This is a genomic window from Streptomyces sp. NPDC005820 (genome assembly GCF_040630255.1).
Taxonomy (GTDB): Bacteria; Actinomycetota; Actinomycetes; order Streptomycetales; family Streptomycetaceae; genus Streptomyces.
Map to the genome: position 1 here is coordinate 147,144 of NZ_JBEXXE010000016.1, position 19,331 is coordinate 166,474.

At 71.3% G+C, this 19,331-nt stretch carries 13 protein-coding genes; 7 read left to right on the plus strand and 6 right to left on the minus strand.

The features are described from left to right. Nucleotides 1-2 precede the first annotated feature (2 nt). On the plus strand, nt 3-1,820 hold the full coding sequence (locus tag ABZ464_RS21435) for a hypothetical protein (RefSeq protein ID WP_359279202.1): 1,818 nt from the start codon (nt 3-5) through the stop codon (nt 1,818-1,820). 164 nt (nt 1,821-1,984) lie between these two features. Here ABZ464_RS21435 and ABZ464_RS21440 read toward each other — a convergent pair whose 3' ends face one another. After that, nucleotides 1,985-4,306 carry an FdhF/YdeP family oxidoreductase gene (locus tag ABZ464_RS21440; RefSeq protein ID WP_359279203.1) on the minus strand — a complete coding sequence of 774 codons (2,322 nt, stop codon included), beginning with the start codon at nt 4,304-4,306 and terminating at the stop codon, nt 1,985-1,987. Between the two features lie 253 nt (nt 4,307-4,559). On the opposite strand from ABZ464_RS21440, the gene ABZ464_RS21445 reads away from it, so the two are divergent. After that, nucleotides 4,560-5,510 (plus strand): LysR family transcriptional regulator, encoded by a 951-nt coding sequence (locus ABZ464_RS21445; protein ID WP_359279204.1) that lies wholly within the window; start codon nt 4,560-4,562, stop codon nt 5,508-5,510. Nucleotides 5,511-5,716: 206 nt separating this feature from the next. On the opposite strand, the gene ABZ464_RS21450 is transcribed toward ABZ464_RS21445, so the two are convergent. Both ABZ464_RS21450 and ABZ464_RS21455 read right to left on the minus strand, forming a co-directional pair. Continuing rightward, on the minus strand, nt 5,717-6,175 hold the full coding sequence (locus ABZ464_RS21450; RefSeq protein WP_359279205.1) for a TIGR03618 family F420-dependent PPOX class oxidoreductase: 459 nt from the start codon (nt 6,173-6,175) through the stop codon (nt 5,717-5,719). A 64-nt stretch (nt 6,176-6,239) separates the two neighbouring features. Beyond that, complete coding sequence (locus ABZ464_RS21455; protein WP_359279206.1) at nt 6,240-7,130, minus strand: NADP-dependent oxidoreductase; 891 nt, start codon at nt 7,128-7,130, stop codon at nt 6,240-6,242. A gap of 142 nt (nt 7,131-7,272) precedes the next feature. Here ABZ464_RS21455 and ABZ464_RS21460 point away from each other — a divergent pair, with 142 nt between their 5' ends. After that, complete coding sequence (locus ABZ464_RS21460) at nt 7,273-7,683, plus strand: helix-turn-helix domain-containing protein (protein ID WP_359279207.1); 411 nt, start codon at nt 7,273-7,275, stop codon at nt 7,681-7,683. Nucleotides 7,684-7,749: 66 nt separating this feature from the next. On the opposite strand, the gene ABZ464_RS21465 is transcribed toward ABZ464_RS21460, so the two are convergent. After that, nucleotides 7,750-9,231: a DHA2 family efflux MFS transporter permease subunit gene (locus ABZ464_RS21465; protein WP_359279208.1), complete on the minus strand. Its 1,482-nt coding sequence runs from the start codon at nt 9,229-9,231 to the stop codon at nt 7,750-7,752. A gap of 73 nt (nt 9,232-9,304) precedes the next feature. Between ABZ464_RS21465 and ABZ464_RS21470 the strand changes: the two genes are divergently transcribed. The 3 genes from ABZ464_RS21470 (at nt 9,305) to ABZ464_RS21480 (ending at nt 13,571) form a co-directional block, all read left to right on the plus strand. Next, complete coding sequence (locus tag ABZ464_RS21470; protein ID WP_359279209.1) at nt 9,305-9,745, plus strand: MarR family transcriptional regulator; 441 nt, start codon at nt 9,305-9,307, stop codon at nt 9,743-9,745. Nucleotides 9,746-9,983: 238 nt separating this feature from the next. Continuing rightward, a complete protein-coding gene (locus ABZ464_RS21475; protein WP_359279210.1) occupies nt 9,984-11,261 on the plus strand; it encodes an MFS transporter in 1,278 nt (425 codons plus the stop codon). Nucleotides 11,262-11,393: 132 nt separating this feature from the next. After that, nucleotides 11,394-13,571, plus strand: coding sequence for a SpoIIE family protein phosphatase (locus ABZ464_RS21480; RefSeq protein ID WP_359279211.1), 2,178 nt, complete (start codon nt 11,394-11,396; stop codon nt 13,569-13,571). 27 nt (nt 13,572-13,598) lie between these two features. Here ABZ464_RS21480 and ABZ464_RS21485 read toward each other — a convergent pair whose 3' ends face one another. Then, the gene (locus ABZ464_RS21485) at nt 13,599-14,783 is read right to left on the minus strand and encodes a type III polyketide synthase (RefSeq protein WP_359279212.1); all 1,185 of its coding nucleotides are present in this window, start codon (nt 14,781-14,783) and stop codon (nt 13,599-13,601) included. Nucleotides 14,784-15,009: 226 nt separating this feature from the next. On the opposite strand from ABZ464_RS21485, the gene bla reads away from it, so the two are divergent. Then, on the plus strand, nt 15,010-15,933 hold the full coding sequence (gene bla / locus ABZ464_RS21490) for a class A beta-lactamase (protein ID WP_359279213.1): 924 nt from the start codon (nt 15,010-15,012) through the stop codon (nt 15,931-15,933). Between the two features lie 323 nt (nt 15,934-16,256). Here the strand turns inward: bla and ABZ464_RS21495 are convergent, their stop codons facing one another. Continuing rightward, nucleotides 16,257-19,226, minus strand: coding sequence for a carbohydrate binding domain-containing protein (locus ABZ464_RS21495; protein WP_359279214.1), 2,970 nt, complete (start codon nt 19,224-19,226; stop codon nt 16,257-16,259). Nucleotides 19,227-19,331: the final 105 nt, after the last annotated feature.

Here is a 19,331-nt window from a genome sequence, read left to right on the forward strand (position 1 = left end):
GCGTGCGCGGGGAGCCGACGCCCGACGGGGCCGGTATGTGCGTGGGGAGCCGGGAGAACCCCGACCAGTACACGTTGGAGCACCGCATCGGGGTGGCGAGCGCGGAGGGCGAGTGCTGGCGGGCCCGTCGCGTCGACCGGAACGGCCAGGTGTCGTGGTGGATGGTGAAGGTCCTCACCGCGCACAAGGACGACGACGACCTGCGGCGCTGGCAGTCCCGGTGGGAGGACTGCGTCCACGACGCGAACCGGCTGGCGATCGGCGGCCTGATCGCACCGCTCGTCCTGGTGGGACCGGCGCCGCACCCGCCCGGCGCCACCGCGAAGTCCCTCTGCTCCTACCTGGTGTCCCGCTGGTTCGACGGCTGCGAACTGCGGGAATGGGCGGCCCGGGGCCCCGATCCCCTGGCAGCCGCGGACGTTCTGGTGCGTCTGTGCTCCATCGTGGACCGGATGCACGACAGCGGCTGGGTGCACGGGGACGTGTCGGCGCGCAATGTCATGGTCGGCCGGGACGGCTCGGTCCAGTTGATCGACCTCACCTTCCTGCACGAGGCGGGACGGCGGCGGCAGACCCTGGTGTACTCCCCCGGGCACGTCGCGCCGGAACGCGAGCTGGACATGTACCTGCTCACCGTGGAGGGCGAACGCTACGCGATCGGCGCGGTGGCCAGGACCGCGCTGCTCGGCCGGCCCTCCGCACTGCCGAGCGCGGGGGGCGGGGCCGCCGCGCGGTTCCGTGACGAGCTGCTGCACGCGGGTTTCTCGGTGGAGGTCGCCGCCCACGCCGCCCAGCTTCTCTCCGACCACCCGGCCGACCGGCCGCGGCTGCTGCCGTGGGCGAGGAGACTCGCGGACCTGCTGCGCGCGAACGGGAGTCCCGCACGGCACTGCTGCGTGGACGTGCTCGCCGACGGCGGCGACGGTCCGGTCGTCGTCGCGGGCGGCGTGGGGGGCCTGGAGTACCTGCGGGTGCCCGGCCCCGGCCGGGGCATCCCGGACACGGTCCTGCCGCCGCTCGCCGACGCTCCCCGTTCCCTGCGGGAGGTGGCCGCCCGTCGCACGGGTGCGGGGCGGCCGGTGATCGCCGCCCTGGACGCGGTCGGGACCCTGCACATCGGCACGGCCACCGGCTGGAGCAAGGCCTTCGACGACGCCGAGGGAATCGCCGCCCTGCGCTCCGCGTCGGGAGAGGTCGTCGTATGGACCGCGCATGACGGGGCGTTGTACGCGGTGCACTGCCCGGCGGAGGGCGGTGAGCCGGACATCCGCCAGGTGACCGGTTCCCCGGCGGCTCGGGTGCTCGGGGCCGCTCAGGACATCGACGGCGGGGTGGGCGTGCTGGTCGAGAACGGCGGCGCCCTGTCGTGTCTGCGGCTGCACCCGGGCCTGGAACCCGTACGGGAGACCGTCCCGGCCGGCCCGACGGACCGGGCCGCCCTCGCACTGAACCGGTGGGGGCATCTGGAGGCCGTGCTCACCCCGCGGGACGGACAGCCCGTACGCGCCGAACAGGACACCGGGCTCTGGGAACTCGAGACGCTCCCCGACATGGAGGGCGTCCGGGACGTCTCGGCCGTCGGCCACCGCGGCGGCCCGACACTGGCACTCGCCGGCCCGGGAGGCATCCGGGTGCTGTCCCATGGCGCCGGAGGCTCGGAATGGCACCTTCTGAGGGACTCCGCCTCCGCGACGCGGGTGCGCGTCACGGAGGGGCCGGGCTGGCGGCTGTGTGTGGCAGCCGTGGTGGACGGCGCAGCACAACTGTGGTTCGAAAAGGTCACCCGCAACGGCTGGGACCGCCCGGCGGTTCTCGTGTGACCCGCGGAGCCTGGGGCGACTCGGGGTGAGACGGCCGCTGTGGCGGGTCGCCCTCGTCCGGCTCCGTCCGCACGGACGGGCGCGGAGTCCACATGCCGCTCACATGTGGACGACGGGGCCGGCATCCGCCTCGGGCGCGCCGCGGCGGTGGAGGAGCAGGGTGATCACCGGGGTCCGTCGGAATGCTGCGGCCGTCCGGGCTCGAGGCGGACGATCACGCTCTTCGACGTGGGCGTGTTGCTGATGTCCGCGACGCTGTCGAGGGGGACCAGCACGTTGGTCTCGGGGTAGTAGGCGGCGGCCGAGCCCCGGGGTGTCGGGTAGGCGACGACGCGGAAGGCCTCGGCGCGGCGCTCCGAGCCGTCGGTCCAGACGCTGACGAGGTCGACGAGGCTGCCGTCGTCGAGGCCGAGGTCCGTGAGGTCGGCGCGGTTGACCAGGACGACGCGCCGGCCGCCCTTGATGCCCCGGTAGCGGTCGTCCATCGCGTAGGGAATCGTGTTCCACTGGTCGTGCGAGCGCAGTGTCTGCAGGACCAGGTGGCCCTCGGGCGCCTGGAGCATCGTGAAGTCGTTGGCGGTGAAGACGGCCTTCCCGGCGGGGGTGCGGAACACCCTCTCGTTGACCGGGTTGGGCAGCCGGAAGCCTCCTGGGCGGCGTACCCGCTCGTTGAAGTCCTCGAAGCCGTCGACGACCCGGGCGATGCGGTCGCGAACGAGGTCGTAGTCGGCTTCGAAGTCGGCCCAGGGGATGTCCGCTCCGGTGTCCGTTCCGGCTCGCAGGGTCTTGCGGGCGAGGCGGCTGATGATGGACACCTCGCTCAGCAGGTGCGGGGAGGCGGGGGCGAGGCGGCCGCGGGTCGCGTGGACCTCGCTCATGGAGTCCTCGACCGTCATGAACTGCTCGCCGCCCGCCTGGACGTCGCGGTCGCTGCGGCCGAGCGTGGGCAGGATCAGGGCCGTGCGTCCGCACACCGCGTGGGAGCGGTTGAGCTTGGTCGAGACGTGGGCGGTCAGACGGCAGTTGCGCAGGGCGCGCTCGGTGGCGTCGCTGTCGGGCGACGCCCGGACGAAGTTGCCGGCGACGCCGACGAACAGCTTGGCCCGTCCGTCCAGCATGGCCCGGATGGAGTCGACGGAGTCCAGCCCGTGCTTCGTCGGGGCGGTGAAGCGGAACTCCTGTCCGAGCCGGTCCAGGAACGGCTGCGGCACACGCTCCCAGATGCCCATGGTGCGGTCGCCCTGGACGTTGCTGTGCCCGCGCACCGGGCACACGCCCGCCCCGGGCCGACCGATGTTGCCGCGCAGGAGCAGGAAGTTGACGACCTCGCGGATGGTGGGCACGCCGTGCTTGTGCTGGGTCAGGCCCATCGCCCAGCAGACGATGACGCTGCGGCTGGCCAGCACCCGCTCGTGGACCTGCTCGATCTCGTCCCTGGTCAGGCCGGTGGCCTCCAGGACCGCGTCCCAGGACGTCTCCCGGATGTGCTCGGCGAAGGCGTCGTAGCCCGTGGTGTGCGCCTCGATGAAGTCCCGGTCCAGGACCGTGCCCGGCTCCTTGTCCTCCGCCTCGAGCAGCAGCAGGTTCAGCGCCTGGAACAGGGCCAGGTCGCCTCCGGGCCGGATCTGCAGGAACTGGTCGGCGATGTCCGTGCCGCGGCCGATGATCCCGCGCGCTTTCTGCGGGTGCTTGAAGCGGAGCAGTCCGGCCTCGGGCAGCGGGTTGACGGCGACGACGTGGCCGCCGCGGCGCTTGGTCTCCTCGAGCGCGGAGAGCATGCGCGGGTGGTTCGTACCGGGGTTCTGTCCTACGACGAAGACCAGGTCGCAGTCGTAGAGGTCGTCGAGGCTGACGCTGCCCTTGCCGATGCCGAGGGTCTCCCCCAGCGCCGAGCCGCTGGACTCGTGGCACATGTTGGAGCAGTCCGGCAGGTTGTTGGTGCCGAAGGCCCGCGCGAAGAGCTGGAGCAGGAAGGCCGGCTCGTTCGCCAGCCGCCCGGAGGTGTAGAAGAGCGCCTCGTCCGGGTGGTCGAGGGCGCGCAGTTCGTCGGCGAGCAGGTCCAGGGCCTCGTCCCAGCCGATGGGCTCGTAGTGGGTGGCACCCTCGCGCAGCACCATCGGTTCGGTCAGCCGGCCCTGCTGGTTGAGCCAGTAGTCGGACCTTCGGCTCAGCTCGTCGACGGAGTGCTGCCGGAAGAAGTCGGCGGTCACCCGCCGGGAGGTGGCCTCGTCGGCGATGTGCTTGGCGCCGTTCTCGCAGTACTCGTTGCGGTGCCGCTTGCCCGGCGCGGGCTCCGGCCAGGCGCAGCCCGGGCAGTCGAAGCCCTTGGCCTGGTTGATGTTGAGCAGCGTCAGCGCGGTGCGCGTCGGGGAGGTCTGTCCGAGGGCGTACTGCAGCGCGTGCACGACCGCGGGAGCACCGGTCGCCCATGTCTTGGGAGCCGACACCGACAGCTCGGCCTCGTCCGGTTCGTCGAAGTCCCGCATCGCCCACCACGCCCTCTCCGTCCAGGGCGGCGAGGGTGCTCACCGGCGTCCGGCGCATCCGTTCGGGAGCGGGGCGACCCGCGCGTCCTCGGACCCGCACGGGCGCGGCCTGCCCCGCCCACCGTTCGGGCCACACTCTCCGCCTCCGCGCCGGGGCAGGTCAAAGCGGTAGTTCCTATCGGCTGACAGGCAGCACCGATCAGCGCAGCGTGGCCCGTGCCGGGACGGCCGGGAACGAGGGATCATTCAAGGCGTGCTGCTGCGCCAACTCGAATACCTCGTCGCCCTCGCCCGCGCCCGCCACTTCGCGAAGGCGGCCCAGGCCTGCTATGTCTCCCAGCCGACCCTGTCCGAGGGCATCCGGAAACTGGAGGACGAGCTCGGCATCCCGCTGGTCCAGCGCGGGCGCCGGTTCGACGGCCTCACGCCCGAGGGCGAGCGGGTCGTCCTGTGGGCGCAACGCATCATCGCCGACCGCGACGCCATGCACAGCGAGATCCAGGCCCTGCGCGCGGGCCTGAGCGGCCGGCTGCGCATCGGCACCGTCCCGACCGCCTCCACCGCGGTCGCGCTGCTGACCCAGCCGTTCTGCGCGGCCAACCCGCTGGCCACCGTCCAGGTCTTCGCCGACCTGCAGGCCGAGGACATCGTGAACCGGCTACGGGCGTACGAGCTCGACGCCGCCGTGACCTACCAGAGCTCCGTCGTCGCGCACGACTTCACGTTCGTACCGCTCTACCGGGAACGCTATGTGCTGCTGACCCAGTGGTCCACGCCCGAATCCCAGCCCGCCAGGATCTCCTGGGCGGAGGCCGCCCAGTACCCCCTGTGCCTGCTGCACCCCATGATGCAGGGCCGTCAGGTCCTCGACGCGGTGTTCGAGACCGTGGGCGTCTCCGTGACGCCCCGGATCGAGACCGACTCGATCGCCTCGCTCTTCGCGCAGGTCAGAACCGGTCAGTGGGCCAGCATCGTGCCGCACGCCTGGCTCCACGTCTTCGGCGTCCCCACCGGTATGCACGCCGTCCCTCTGGTCAGTCCCCAGCGCACCGAGCGCATCGGCCTGGTCCTCCCGGGCCGCGAACCCGTCTCCATCATCGGGCAGGCACTGATCGACGCCGTGCGACAGGCCGACATCGCGGCCACCCTCGAACGACCGCCCCACCAGGACACGCCGGCCGCCCAGCCGCCGCCGACGACATGAACCGGCCGCCTCGAGGAGGCCTAGGGCCTGTCGTTTGGATCAGGCCGCAGACGCGGGGGCTGGCACGCGCATCTGCCGCGTTGTCGTCGGTTGCCGACGCTCCGCGTCGACGGCCTCCTCCGCCTTGCAGCTGCACGCACCAGCCCCCGCTCACCGGCACCGAACAGACCCGTCGATGTCCTGCGACCTGATCCAAACGACAGGCCCTAGCCGTCGATGTCGAGCGCGGTGCCGTACAGGCGGTTCACCTTCAGCCGTACGACCACCCGGCGCTCGGCGACCGATTGCTCCAGGAAGGCGGCCTCGTCCTCGGGCCGCGCGGCCTGGGGGATCATCCCGAGCAGTTCCCGCCCGATCGCGTCGCCGGGAACCGTCGTGGGCTCGGAGACCTCGGCCTCGCCCTCGGCGACGGCGAACGACCACACGTCGCCCCCCGGCACATGCAGCGCCGCCCGCGGATCGCGCCGCAGATGCGCGACCTTGACCCGGTCGGCCGTCGTCGAGAACCGCACGATCCGGGCTTCGGCGTCCCAGCTGTACACCATGGTGGTCAGGTGGGGATGGCCACTGCGCCTGACGCTGGCGAGCGTGCCGAACTGCTGCCGACCGAGCAGGCTGGAGAGGGCTTCGTCGGACAGTGAGCGGGGCGCTGGTCTCTGAGCCATGAAGTGATCAACACCCTTGGCTGTCCAGTAATTTCGCGGACGGGGAGGTACCTCGGGGCGGCCCCTAGGGGATCAGCACCAACCGCCCCCGCACCCCGCCCTCCTCCAGACGGGCGTGTGCCTTGGCCGCCTCCTCCAGGGGGTAGGTCTCGGCGACCCGGAGAGTCAGTGCTCCCCGGTCCACCAGTGCCGCCAGCTCGGCCAGTCGCGCCCCGTCGGCGGTGACCGCGACGGACGTCGTCCGCACCCCGCGCGCCGAGGCGGGATGCGCGCCGGGCCGGACGCCCACATAGACGCCCCCGTCCCGCACCCACTCCAGGGCCGGCTCACCGACCATCGCCGCGTCCAGCACGGCGTCGACGCCGCCCGCGCCGACCGCGCCGGAGGTGAAGTGCGCGGCCCCCAGCGATCGTACGAACTCCTCGTCGCCCGGCCTGGCCAGAGCGGTCACCGAGATCCCGCGCCGGGCGGCGAGCTGGACGGCGAAGCCGCCGACCGCGCCCGCCGCGCCGGTGACGAGGAGCGACTGCCCTTCGGCCGGCTCCAGCAGGTCCAGGGCCTGTACGGCGGTCAGGCCGTTCAGCGGCAGCGTGGCGGCATGCACGGCGTCCACCGTGCGCGGCGCCTTCGCCACCGCGTCCGTCTCGACGACGACGTACTCGGCGTGCGTGCCCGCGGGCCGCACCATGCCGGGGTCCAGCGCCACCACCTCGTCGCCGACGCTCCAGGCGGTGGCCACCCCGGTCGCGTCCACGGTCCCGGCGACATCCCAGCCGAATCCGATCTGCTGGCCCGCACCCCCGAAGAACCCGGCCCGCACCCCCGCGTCCACCGGGTTCAGCGCGGCCGCCGCCACCTTGATCCGCACCTGCCGGGCACCCGGCTCCGGTATCTCGGTCTCCACGACCTCCACGGCCTCGGGCCCGCCGAAACTCCGTACCACCGCAGCACGCATGACAGTCAACTCCCCTGGTTTTGAAGGCTGTTCGTCGATTGATTCGCTCTGCTGTCCGGTCAGCCGTCCGCAATCCTAGGAAGAGCTACTATCTTTGGGTAAGTAGTTACCTGAGAGTGCGTACGTACCCCGGAGGGAAGCCATGGCGACCATGACCGCGGTCCAGCGGCGCGAGCAGGCGCGCGTCGAGTACGACGCGTTCATCCGGGCCTGCCCCACCAACCAGCTCCTCGACCGGCTCAGCGACAAATGGGTCAGCCTTGTCGTCGCCGCCCTCTCCGCGGGACCGATGCGCTACGGCGACCTGAGCCGCAAGATCGCCGGCGTGAGCCCCAAGATGCTGACCCAGACCCTGCGCGCCCTCGAACGCGACGGCATCCTCACCCGCACCGTCACCCCGTCCGTCCCGGTCCGCGTCGACTACGAACTCACCTCACTGGGCGGCAGCCTGGCCGTCCTGCTGACCGCGGTGAAGGACTGGGCGGAAACCCACATCGAACAGGTCCACGAGGCACGCGAACGCTACGACACCGCCCGCGAGGACGACGTCTAGGGGCGATGCCGCCGACTGCCCCGATGCCGATGCCGATGCCCGCCCGCCCGCCACGGGCAAGGGCCGTCAGCGTGCGTTCTCGTGACGCGATGTGGCCGGCGCAGGGCGCGGTGTCGTCGTGGTGGGGCGGGCGGCGGCGCGGGCGCGGGCGTCCGGGAGGGTGAAGGCGAAGGCCGCGGTCGCCGCCGCGACGGCGGCCAGGGCGAGGTAGGTGTACTGGTAGGCGGTGACGGGCGGATCGGCGGCGGACGCGGCGGGGGTGCCGAGGACCAGGGCCGTGGTCACCGCGGCCGGTGCCAGGGCTCCTCCGGTCTGGCGTACCACGGTGTTGAGCGTGGACGCCTGGGCCAGGTCCCGGCGGGCGACGTTCGCGAGTGAGGCCACCGTCGTCGGCATGAAGACGCCGCCCATGGCGATGCCCAGCAGGAACATGTAGGCCCGGAAGGTCCACAGCCCGGTGTCCTCGTCGCAGGTGGCGAAGAGCAGCAGAACCACGCTGACGCCGGCCAGTCCGCATCCGACGATGATCCGCGGCCCCACCCGCGCGTAGAGGACCCCGGCGACCTGGACGGTCAGCAGGACGCCGAACGCCTCCGGGAAGGTGGTGGTGCCCGACTCCAGGGCGGTGCGGCCCTGGGCCTGCTGGAGGAAGAGGGGGCCGAGGTACATGGCGCCGAGGATCGGTATCAGGCCGACCAGGTTGATCAGGTTGGTGTCACGGAAGAGCCGGTCCGCGAAGAGGCGGAGTTTCAGGAGCGGTTCGGCGGCGCGCAGTTGGTGGACGGCGGTGGCGGCGAGCAGGATCGCGCCGAGGCCCAGGGAGACGAGCACGGGGACGGAGGACCAGCCGCGGCCGGGGCCCTCGGAGATCCCGAACATCGCGACGCCGAGTCCGGCGGCGCTCAGCAGCAGGCCGGGCAGGTCGAAGCGGCCGGGCAGCCGGCCGCGGTGCTCGGTCAGGAACAGCAGGCCGAACACGACGACGGGCACGCCCACCGGCACGTTGACGTAGAAGACCCAACGCCAGGACAGGTGGTCGACGAGGACGCCGCCGAGGACGGGAGCGGCGGCCGGGGCCATCTGCTGCGGGATGATCATGAAGCGGGAGATCCGCACCTGCTCGGAGGCGTTGAAGGTGGCGAAGAGCAGGGCGGCGGAGGCCGGGAAGAGCACCCCGGCGGACAGTCCCTGCACCGCGCGGAAGGCCACGAGCTGGGCGAGGTCGGCGGCCATGCCGCACAGCAGGGACGAGCCGAGGAAGGCGGTGAGCGCGGTGAGCAGGACACGCTTGCCGCCGAAGCGTTCGACGAGCCAGGCCGAGGCGGGGATCGTCATGGCCAGACACACCGGATAGACCACGACCACCCCGTCGAGGGCGGCCGTCGTCAGCCGGAACTGTCGGGCGATGGCGGGAAGGGCCACGGTGGTGATCGCCCCGTCGACGATCGCGATGAAGGTCACGCTGACGCACATCACGGGGACGACGAGACGCTGGCCGAGACGGCGGGAGCGGAGGTACGGGCGGGAGCGGCGGAGGAACGGCGACACATGCTGAGCATACTCACTATGTCGATGCTCATAGAATCGGCTTTCCGGTGGAACGCGCGACGGGGAGCAGCACATGGCAGTGCAGGGCAGCAGCGACGTCCTGGTCGACGAGCTCTACGAGACGACGCAGCAGCTGCGCCGGTTCGTGGAGGCCCGCCTGCGGACCGGTGGCGCGTCGGTCGCGCGACTGCGGGCCATGCGGATGCTGGCGCGCAGCGAGCGGCCGCTGCGGATGCGGGACCTGAGCGAGATGACGGGCGTCGCGGCGCGCACCACGACCAGCATCGTCGACAGCCTGGAACGGGACGGTCTGGTCGAGCGCGTCCGCCACCCGGACGACCGTCGCGCCTTTCTGCTGCGTCTGACCGACGAAGGGCTGCGGTGCCATCGCGAGGCGGAGGAGGTGGACCGTGTCGCGCTCGCGGAGGCGACGGCCGGCCTGACCGCGGAGGACCGCGCACGGTTCCGGGCCCTGCTGACGGTCATCCGTGAGGCGACGGCCTATCGGGACTGACTCCGCCCGAGCCGTAATCCCCTTTCGTGACCTGCCGGGCGGTGGCTAGGGTGCGCAGCGAGTGACTCACGAGGAGAGCGAGGACATGGTCGGTCGTCCGAGCACGCGTTGACGTCGAAGGCCGTACGCGGCCGTCTGTCATCGTGTGCTGCCCTTGATGCGCGGCACAGCGAGCCTTCCCTTCACCCTGCCCGACATCGTCGGCGGGGCTCGTCTCCGCTCGTCCGAGGGGTCCCCCGTGCCGTCCTCTTCCTCCCCGTCAAGTCTGTGGCGGGACAGCGACTTCCGCAGGCTCTGGTTCGGCCAGACCGCCTCCCAACTCGGTGAACACACCAGCCTGGTGGTTCTGCCGCTCTTCGCCGTCCTGACCCTCGACGCCGGTGCCGGCCAACTGGGCGCCCTGCGTGCGGTGGGGCAGGCTCCGGTCCTGCTGCTGTCGCTCTTCGCCGGCGCGTGGGTGGACAGGTGGCGGACCCGTACGGTGATGGTGCTGACGGACGCGGGTCGGACCCTGGCGCTGGGCGCCGCAGCCGTGGCCGGCCTCCTCGGGTGGCTCGTCCTGCCGGCGCTGCTCGTGGTCGCGTTCGCCGTCGGGGCGCTCTCCGTGTTCTTCGACGTGGCGTACCAGGCGTCCTTGGTACGGCTGGTGCGACGCGACCAGTTGGTGCGGGGCAACAGCGCGCTCGAAGGCAGCCGGTCCGCGGCGCAGATCGGCGGTCCCGCGCTCGGCGGGGCGTTGGTGTCCCTGCTGTCGGCGCCGATCGCCGCCGCCTCCAGCGCGTCGTTCTTCGCGCTGTCGTTTTTGACGTTACGACGGACCGGTCGCCGCGAATCCCTCCCGGAACGCTCGGCACGTCCCCCTCGGGTCTGGCGGCGGATCCACGAAGGCCTCCGTTTCGTCGCCGGCGACACCGCGCTGCGGACCGTGTGTCTCGCGTCGGCCGCCTTCCAGTTCTCGTTCGCCGCGGTGATGACCGTCTATCTGCTGTTCCTGCCACGGGACCTGCACCTGTCGGGCACCGTGGTCGGGCTGGCGCTGGCGGCGACGGGGCCGGGCGCACTCCTGGGCTCGCTGCTGGCGGCCCGTCTGCCGAGCCGGTTCGGACATGGCGCCGTACTGGTGTCCGCGGCGGCGCTCGGCGACGGCGTGTTCCTGTGCGTGCCCGTGCTGCACGGCTCCTCCGCGGTGACGGTTCCCGCGCTCTTCACGGTCAACTTCGTCTTCGGGACCTTCGGCCAGCTGGTGAACGTCACGGTCATGGCCGTCCGGCAGGCTGTCACGCCGGACGGGATGCAGGGCCGCGTGGCCGCGACGATCACCTTCGTCGGCATGGGGCCGACCCCGCTCGGCTCGCTGCTCGGCGGTCTTCTCGCGGAGGCGTGGGGGACGCGCACCAGCCTCCTGGTGACAGCCGCGGGCATGCTGCTGTCGCCGGTGCTCATGGCCCTGTCCCCCCTCGTCCGTCTGGGGCGGACGCTTCCCGCCCCGCCAGAGGGTTCTCAGCATTTTTACTAATTTTTACCTCTTTGGCAGACAGGCCATATGTGTTACTCATGAGATGTGCGGTGAGGCATCTCGGGCTCGGCCGCACGGCCCTCGGGAAGCACTTTCCGGCGTGTGCCGGAGTCAGCGAGCTGCGTGAGACGCATGAACGCCACATCGTCCTCCTCCCCCGCTTCGCCGTTCGACATGGTCAGCGGCGCTCTGGCGGACTACATCCCGAGGGGCGGAACGACGCAGGCCGCAGGGCGTGCCGCCGCGCCGGACGAGGACGACGCGCGTCCGCCCGCAGGCGGCGTCGGGGAGAGCGACGACCGGGAGCAGATCCTCGGGGCGGTCAACCTCGACCGGGATCTGAGGATCACCAGCGGCAATGTGGACGCGGCCCCATTCGCGGGGGTGGACGTCGCACCGGGGGCCGCCTTCGCCGATCTGCTGCCCCCCGCGGACGTGCCGACGGTGACGCGACGGTTGCAGAGGGTTCTCGACACCGGAGAGGCGCACGTCGCCCGGGTCCAGCGCCTGCGGCGCAACGACGGGACCGAGCTGGTGGTGTCGATGAGCATCCTGCCGGCCGCCACACCGCAGGAGGGTCTGACCGTCTCCCTGATCGCCATGGCCAAGCGGCTGCACCTGTACGCGTCCGCCGCCATGATCGGGACGTCCCTGGACATCGGGGAGACCGCGCAGTCCCTGGCGCAGTCCCTGCTGGCCTGGGGGGACGTGGCCGCCGTCGACCTCGATTACGCCGTATGGACGGGTGAGGCGGTCACCGAGCAGGTGCAGGAGCGCATCCGGCTGCGGCGGGCCGCCCTGGTGCCGGACCGGGGCTGGCCCGAGGGGTACCTGACGCCCGGGGACAACCTTCCCCCGGAGGCGAGCCGTCTCCTGGCCGGTGCGGTCACGCGCGACGACGTACCGCAGGCCATCGTCCTGCGCGACCGCGACACGATCGAGCGGGCACTCGGCGATCCGCGGCTGGTGCGTGCCCTGGTGCCCGGCCACCAGCCGGTGAGTGTCGCCTGCATACCGCTGATCGTGGAAGGGCCACCGGGCTCGTCGGGCCCCATCGTGCTGGGCGTGACGGAGGTCTGGCGTCGCCCGGAGTGCCCCTTCCTCGACGGTGAGCTGCTCGACCTGCAGGAACTCGTGGCCAAGACCGCCCGTCATGTGGACCTCGCCCGCCAGCATCAGCGTGAGCACGCCCAGGTCCTGGCGTTGCAACGCCGCCTGCTGCCGCGGGTCGGCAGCGACACCATCGAGGTCGCCAGTGTCTACGAGCCCACCACTCCCGACAGCGCGGGCGTCGGCGGCGACTGGGTGAACAGCTTTCCGCTGCCGGGTGACCGCACCGCGCTGGTGGTCGGTGACGTCGTGGGGCACGGCCTGGGGGCCGCGGCGGCCATGGGCCAGCTGAGCATGGAGGCCCGCGCGCTGCTGTCCGCCGGGCTGGGCCCCGGGGAGGTGCTGGAGCGCCTGGACGAGACGGTCACCCTGCTGGACGACACGGACGCGGGCCTGGCGGCCGGATACAGCGCGCTGGGCTCGACGTGCTGCATCGCGGTCTACGATCCCGTCGACCACCGGGTGGTCATGTCCAACGCCGGCCATCTGCCCCCCGTCCTCGTCCATCCCGACGGATCCGCCAAGACCGTCGCCGCGCAACCGCACCCGGCGCTGGGAGCCGAATTCGCCGTACGGGAGCCGTTCGAGGTGCACGAGTTCGCCGCGCCGCCCGGATCACTTCTCGTCCTGTACACCGACGGCCTGGTGGAGGATCCCGCGGCCTCGATCGACGACGGCATCGGCCGGCTGACGGACGTGGTGCGCGAGGTGCACCCCTGGGACGATCTCTCCCAGGCCGCGCGTCGCGTGGTCACCCGGCTGGCCCCGCAGGAACCCCTGCGCGACGACGTGACCCTGCTGCTCGCCCGGATGGCCGGCCGCCGCGGCCGGGACACCGCCACCTGGCAGCTGTCCGCCCGCGACGACACCGCAGCCCGCGCCCGCGCCCTGGCCTCCCCCGTCCTGCGCCGATGGCACACGGGCGGCCAGGCCCGGGACGGTGCGCTGCTGGTGATCAGCGAACTGGTCACCAACGCCGTCCAATTCGGCACCGGACCCGTCACCGTGCGGCTGGTGCGGGCCGGGAGCCGACTGTCCTGCGAGGTCGGCGACACCAGCAACGGCCGGCCGCGCCTGCACCGCGGTGAGCCGCTCGACGACCATGGGCGGGGGCTCCACGTCGTCCACAAGCTCACCACCCGCTGGGGTGTGCGGTGGACCGAGACCGGCAAGGCCGTCTGGGCGGAACTGGAGATCTAGGGCCCGGTCCGGCATGAGGGTGGCGAGCTACAGCCACTCCCCCTCCACCGCCGTGGCGGTCAGCCCGGGCGCGGCCGCGTACAGCACCGTGCGGCTGCCCGGCTTCTGGCCGGCTTCGTGCGCGCGGCGCAGGATGTCGAGCACGGCGGCGCCGCCGCGGTTGCCCGTGGTGTAGCTGTCCCGGCTGTAGGCCAGGAGGCCCGTCGGCCACCCGTCGGGCATGGTCTGTTCCATGTACTCGAGCACCCGTGTCCCACCGGGATGCGCGAGCAGCAGGTCGGGATGCCACGCGTGCCCGTCGTCCTGATGACGCACGCGCAACCACGTCCACATCGCGGCGACCGTCTCCTGTACGGCGCGCGGCCCACGGCGGTCCATCACGAAATGCGTGCCGTCGGCCCGGGTCTCCAGCCGGTGCAGGTCCATGGTGCCGGGCAGGGTGTGGTGCCAGACCGCGTCCAGTCTCAGGACCGACTCCGGTCCGGGGCGCCCTGTGACCACCACGGCGACGGCGGTGTCGGCGAACAGCAGCCGGACGATCAGCGACTCCAGCGTGTCGTCGGCGGGCTGGTACGTGGTGCTCAGCGCCTCCGATATCACGACGAGCACCACCCGGTCGGGGTCCCTCGCGACCAGATCGGCCGCCAGCGCGAGCGATCGGGTGCCGGCGATGCAGGCCCACTGGGTGGCCGGCAGCAGCAGCACGTCGCTCCGCAGCGGGAGGCGGTTGAGCAGCGAGAGGTCCAGCCCCGGCAGGGCCGGGGTGGTGGAGTGACTGGTGATCAGACAGTCGACGTCGGCGGCGTCCAGTCCGGCGGCGCGCAGGGCCCGGCGCGCCGCGCGCTCCCCGTACGACTGCACGGCCGCCCAGGCCGACGCGGTGCGCTCCTGGATGGTCTGCGGCGCCGGTATCGCCTCCAGTACGGCGATCGCGCGGTTCACCTGCGCGTCGCCGAACCCGCCACGGGCCAGTGCCTCACGGGCCGGGCCCGCGCCCGGAGTTCGCAGGCCCCTCCCGCTGCTGGGTGCGGTGGCCGACTCCAGCGGCACCATCCACCCGCGCGAGGTGATCCCCGTACTAGCGGCGATGCCGTCCATCCTCGGCAGCCACGGCGCCTGCGGGAGGCGGCTTCGCACCTCCGCCAGGATCTGGCCGGTGTTCACGACATGTTCGCCTTGCACCACGGCAGGAGGACACAGGTAAGCGCCCATGGCACGCATCTTTCTCAGGAACCCGTGGGATGACATCCCGTGGCTGAAACCTGCCCGATGCAGCAGACCGGGGTCAAGAGTCTTTCATCGCAATCTACTTCGCATTAGGCCCATCTTTGTCCAAATGAGGAGTCGCGAGACAGGTCGGGTTCTGTGTGGTTCTCCCCTGGGCATCGGCTCCGGAGCCGCTTCGAGAACTCGAGAGCGGTGTGCTACGCATGGGGCCATGGATCATCCCTTTCCCTTACGTCGCCGCACCTTGCTCGCCGCCACCGCCCTCGCCCCGGTAGGTGCCCTCGCCACCGGTGTCGGTCTCGCGCCGGCCGCCCACGCGGCTCCTTCGGCCACCCGGACCCAACTCGCGGAGCTGGAGCAGGAGTACGCCGCCCGCCTCGGTGTGTTCGCCTACGACACCGCCACCGGGCGCGTCCTCACGCACCGCGCGGACGAGCGCTTCCCGATCTGTTCGGTGTTCAAGACGCTCGCCGCCGCCGCCGTCCTGAGGGATCTCGACCATGACGGCGAGTACCTGGCCCGGCGGATCCGCTACACCGAGGAGTACGTCACCGCGGCCGGCTACGCGCCCGTCACCAGCAGGGACGAGAACGTCGCGAACGGCCTGACCGTCGAGGAACTCTGCGCCGCCGCCGTCTCCGAGAGCGACAACGGCGCGGCCAACCTCCTCCTGCGCGAGCTGGGCGGACCGACCGCCGTCACCCGGTTCTGCCGCTCGCTCGGCGACGGGCTGACCCGCCTCGACCGCTGGGAGCCCGACCTGAACTCGGCGGAGCCGTGGCGGGAGACCGACATCACCAGCCCCCGCGCGATCGGGCGGACGTACGGCAGGCTCCTCCTCGGCGGTGCCCTCGCCGCCGACGACCGGCGGCGGCTCACGCGCTGGCTCGTGGCCAACACCACCAACATCGCCCGCTTCCGCGCCGGCCTGCCCGCCGACTGGGTCCTCGCGGACAAGACCGGAGGCGGATCGGCGTACGGCGTCGCCAACGACGTAGGTGTCGTTTGGCCGCCGAACCGGCCGGCCGTCGTGCTCTGCGTCCTGTCCACGAAGTACGACCCGGCCGGGCCCACGGACAACCCCCTGGTCGCCAAGGCGGCCGCCGTCGCGGCACAGGGCCTGCGCCTCATGTGATCCGCTCGGAACCCATGGCCGTCGGGCCGGCCCCGGTCAGGCGGTCGTGGGCCGTGGGAATGCCGGGGCGTTACGGGCACACCGGTCGGCGAAGGTGCGGGGTATGCGGCCGAGCAACCGTTCCAGAGCAACTCGCCGCCGGTGAGGGTGTGCTCCTGCCCCTGGCGGCCGGCCTCGGTCATGCCGAGCGCGGCGGCCATGCGGCGCCGTGGACCGCAGAGGAACGGCAGCTGATCGAGGAGAAGGTCACCACGACCTCACCGACGGGCGAACTGCGGAACGGTCCCGACGATCAGGGCAGCTCGCCCGTCACCCGATCCCCGTCACTTCAGGTAGGGGCCGTCGGTGCCGATCTTGCCCGGGCCGTTCAGCACGTACACGCGGAGGTTGCCCTTGCCCGGTGCCGCGACGGACAGGGATCCGTTGGAGACCGTCTTGGTGTCGCCGGTGACGGCGTCGGTGTAGGTGCCGTTCGGGATGCCGGTGAAGGTGGCGTCGCCCGTCACGGTGATCAGGGCGAAACTGTCCGTGCCGCCGCCGGTGTAGCGGCGTTTGAACGCCATCTGGCCGCTGACCCCTGCGGTGGAGTACTGCCCCATCTGCAGAGCGGGGACGGCGCGGCGGATCCGGTTGAGCCGCTGGAGGTGCTTGACGAGGGGCTGTGCCAGGGTCGTGGCGACCTCGCCGCTCGCGGAGTCGGCCCTGCCGAAGTCGGATGCGGTGACGGAGCCGGCGAGGTGGTCGCCGTAATACGCCCGTCCGGTGCCCGCCAGCGGGCAGGTCGGGCCGCAGTCGATCTGCTTGCCCTTCTGGAACTCGATCTCCGACCCGTAGTACAGGGTGGGGATACCGCGGAAGGTCCACATCAGGGACATGTTCTCGGCCCAGGCGTCGGTGCCGCCGCTGTAGCGGGTGCTCGACTTGTTCGGGCCGTAGTCGTGGCTGTCGACGTAGACGACGTTGTAGGTGGCGTCGTTGACGCTGTCGTCGGAGTCCTTGCCGTTGTTGTAGGCGTTCTGCGCGTCGCTGAAGTTCATGTGCATGCGCATGTCGATGATGTTCATGCCGGAGAACCGGCTGCGGTCCGGTGTGTGGTACGTGTTGCCGTCGAGGAAGGCGTTGGTGGACGTCGGCTGGTTGCCGGTGCCGAGCTGTTCCTCGTAGGTGTACTGCTCGAGAGCCGCCGTCGTGTCGTCGGCGCTGTACTCCTTGCGTTCCGTCCAGGTGTAGAACTGGGCCGAGTGGTTGACCGACCCGCGGTTCCACTTGTCGTTGACGAAGGCGCCGACCTCGCCGAACACGAAGAAGTTCTGTGCGGCCGTGGCGCCGAACCGCTGGGTGACCCGGTCGTGGATCGCGGGCAGGAAGCGGCGGTTCCAGGTGACGCGCGGGATGTGGACGGCCGTGTCGACACGGAAGCCGTCGACGCCCATGTCGATGTACTTGTCGTAGGCGCCGATGAGGTAGTTCTGCACGGGCGTCGACTCGGTGTTGAAGTCGGCGAGGTCCTCATGCAGCCAGCAGGAGCGGGAGTCCTCGCCCTCCCAGTTGCCGATCCAGCACTGGTGGTAGTACGTCTTCGGGAACATGCCCGAAGTGGGGCTGGGCCACTGGCAGTTGTAGAGGGTGTAGCCCTCGGCGCTCTTGCCGCCCGTGGGCTTGCCCCAGTTGAGGCAGGTGTTGCCGGTGGGCTCGGCGGTCGACCACAGGTCGCCGTTGTAGTACGACTTGCCGGACTTGGGCTCGACGGTCAGACCGTCGTAGGCGAAGTCGTCGTTCCGCTCGTCGTAGTACCAGCTCCACTGGGAGTCGCGGACGCCGTACACGGTGGGGGTGAACAGGCCCTTGGCGCCCCAGCGGGAGCTGTGGTTGTAGACGACGTCCTGGTAGATCTTCATGCCCTTGGCGTGGGCCGCGTTGATCAGGTCCTGGTAGGAGGCGCCGGCCGACTCCAGGCGGGGGTCGACCTTGTAGAAGTCGTAGCCGTGGTAGCCGTGGTAGTCGTAGTCGGAGCGGTTGAGGACGACGGGGGTGATCCAGACCGCGGAGAAACCGAGGGCCTTGATGTAGTCGAGTTTCTCGACCAGGCCCTTGAAGTCGCCGCGGAACATGGGGTCGTCGTTGGCCGCGTTGCCGGACTTGACGTGCTGGCTGCCGCCGCGGTCGTTGGCGGTGTCGCCGTCGAAGAAGCGGGCGGTGAGGACGAAGTAGATCGGGTCCTTGCGCGGGTCGGTGCCGAGCGGGGTGCCGGCGGCCGGTTCCGGGGCCTTCTCGCCGGTGGTGGCGGTGACGGCGGCGGAGGCGGACGAGGTGTTCCCGGCCGCGTCGACGGCCTTCACCGTGTACGTGTAGGTGGTCTTCTCCTCCAGCCCGGTGTCGGACAGGACGGTCGAGCCCACGTCCGTGACGACCGTGCCCTTGGTGCCGCCGGTACGGGTGACCTGGTACTTCGTCACGCCCTTGTTGTCGGTGGCCGCGTCCCAGCTCACCACCACGGAGGTGTGGGTGGTGCTCGCGGCGACCCCGGTGGGCGTGGTCGGCGCCTCGGTGTCCGGTGCCGCCGTCGCGCAGGGGTCCTCGGCTCCGGCGGTGACGGTGCGGTCCTTCACCGTGGTGGTGCCGGTGGTGATCGTGTAGTCGGCGCTGTTGTTGTTGTCCCAGACGCCGTTGCCGTTGTTGAAGGCGGCTTTGAGAGATGTGGCGGTGCCGATGTCGAGCTTCTTCCTCCACCAGCCGGTGCAGGCGGCCTCCATGCCGAGGCCGGGGACGGTGGTCCAGGAACCGCCCGCGGGGGCGTAGTGGATGTTGGCCGTGGTCCAGCCGGAGGTGGCGGTCGAGTAGTAGACGGTGGCCTGGTTGCCGGATCCGCTGCCCGAGCCGGCACACGGATCGCTGTGGGCGATCACTCCGTCCTTCACGGTCAGGGCGCCGGTGCCGAGCGCGTAGTTGTTGCCGCCGTTGTTGTCCCAGGTGCCGTTGCCGTTGTTGAAGGTGGCCTGCAGCCCGGTGGCCGAGCCGAGGTCGACGGTCCTCTTCACCCAGTCCGTGCAGGCGGCTTCCATCCGCACACCGGGGACCGTGGTCCAGGAACCGCCGTCGGGCGCGTAGTGCAGGTAGGTCGACGCCCAGTTCTTGGTCTTCGTGTAGTAGAAGACGGTCGCCGTGTTCGAGGCGTCCGCCGCCGTCTCCAAGAGGGCGGGGCGGTGGGCGTGTTGGGCCGTCAGCAGGCCGAACACCGTTGCCGAAGCGGCGGCGAGGGCGAGCGCGCGCGACGGGGGGAACGTGCGTCTCATGGTGTGTGTCTCCCAGCGGGCCAGCGGGGCGGGGGAACGCCCTGAAAGGTGAACCGGCAAATTGCTGCAAGTTTTTGCACCGCGAAAGCTACAGGTACATGTCAT

Excerpts from the sequence above, each read along its gene's own strand:
- ABZ464_RS21440 (WP_359279203.1), bottom strand. The coding sequence starts at position 4,306 with ATGCGGGACTTCGACGAACCGGACGAGGCCGAGCTGTCGGTGTCGGCT.
- ABZ464_RS21450 (WP_359279205.1), bottom strand. The coding sequence starts at position 6,175 with ATGGCTCAGAGACCAGCGCCCCGCTCACTGTCCGACGAAGCCCTCTCC.
- ABZ464_RS21455 (WP_359279206.1), bottom strand. The coding sequence starts at position 7,130 with ATGCGTGCTGCGGTGGTACGGAGTTTCGGCGGGCCCGAGGCCGTGGAG.
- ABZ464_RS21460 (WP_359279207.1), top strand. The coding sequence starts at position 7,273 with ATGGCGACCATGACCGCGGTCCAGCGGCGCGAGCAGGCGCGCGTCGAG.
- ABZ464_RS21470 (WP_359279209.1), top strand. The coding sequence starts at position 9,305 with ATGGCAGTGCAGGGCAGCAGCGACGTCCTGGTCGACGAGCTCTACGAG.
- ABZ464_RS21480 (WP_359279211.1), top strand. The coding sequence starts at position 11,394 with ATGAACGCCACATCGTCCTCCTCCCCCGCTTCGCCGTTCGACATGGTC.
- ABZ464_RS21485 (WP_359279212.1), bottom strand. The coding sequence starts at position 14,783 with ATGGGCGCTTACCTGTGTCCTCCTGCCGTGGTGCAAGGCGAACATGTC.
- bla (WP_359279213.1), top strand. The coding sequence starts at position 15,010 with ATGGATCATCCCTTTCCCTTACGTCGCCGCACCTTGCTCGCCGCCACC.
- ABZ464_RS21495 (WP_359279214.1), bottom strand. The coding sequence starts at position 19,226 with ATGAGACGCACGTTCCCCCCGTCGCGCGCGCTCGCCCTCGCCGCCGCT.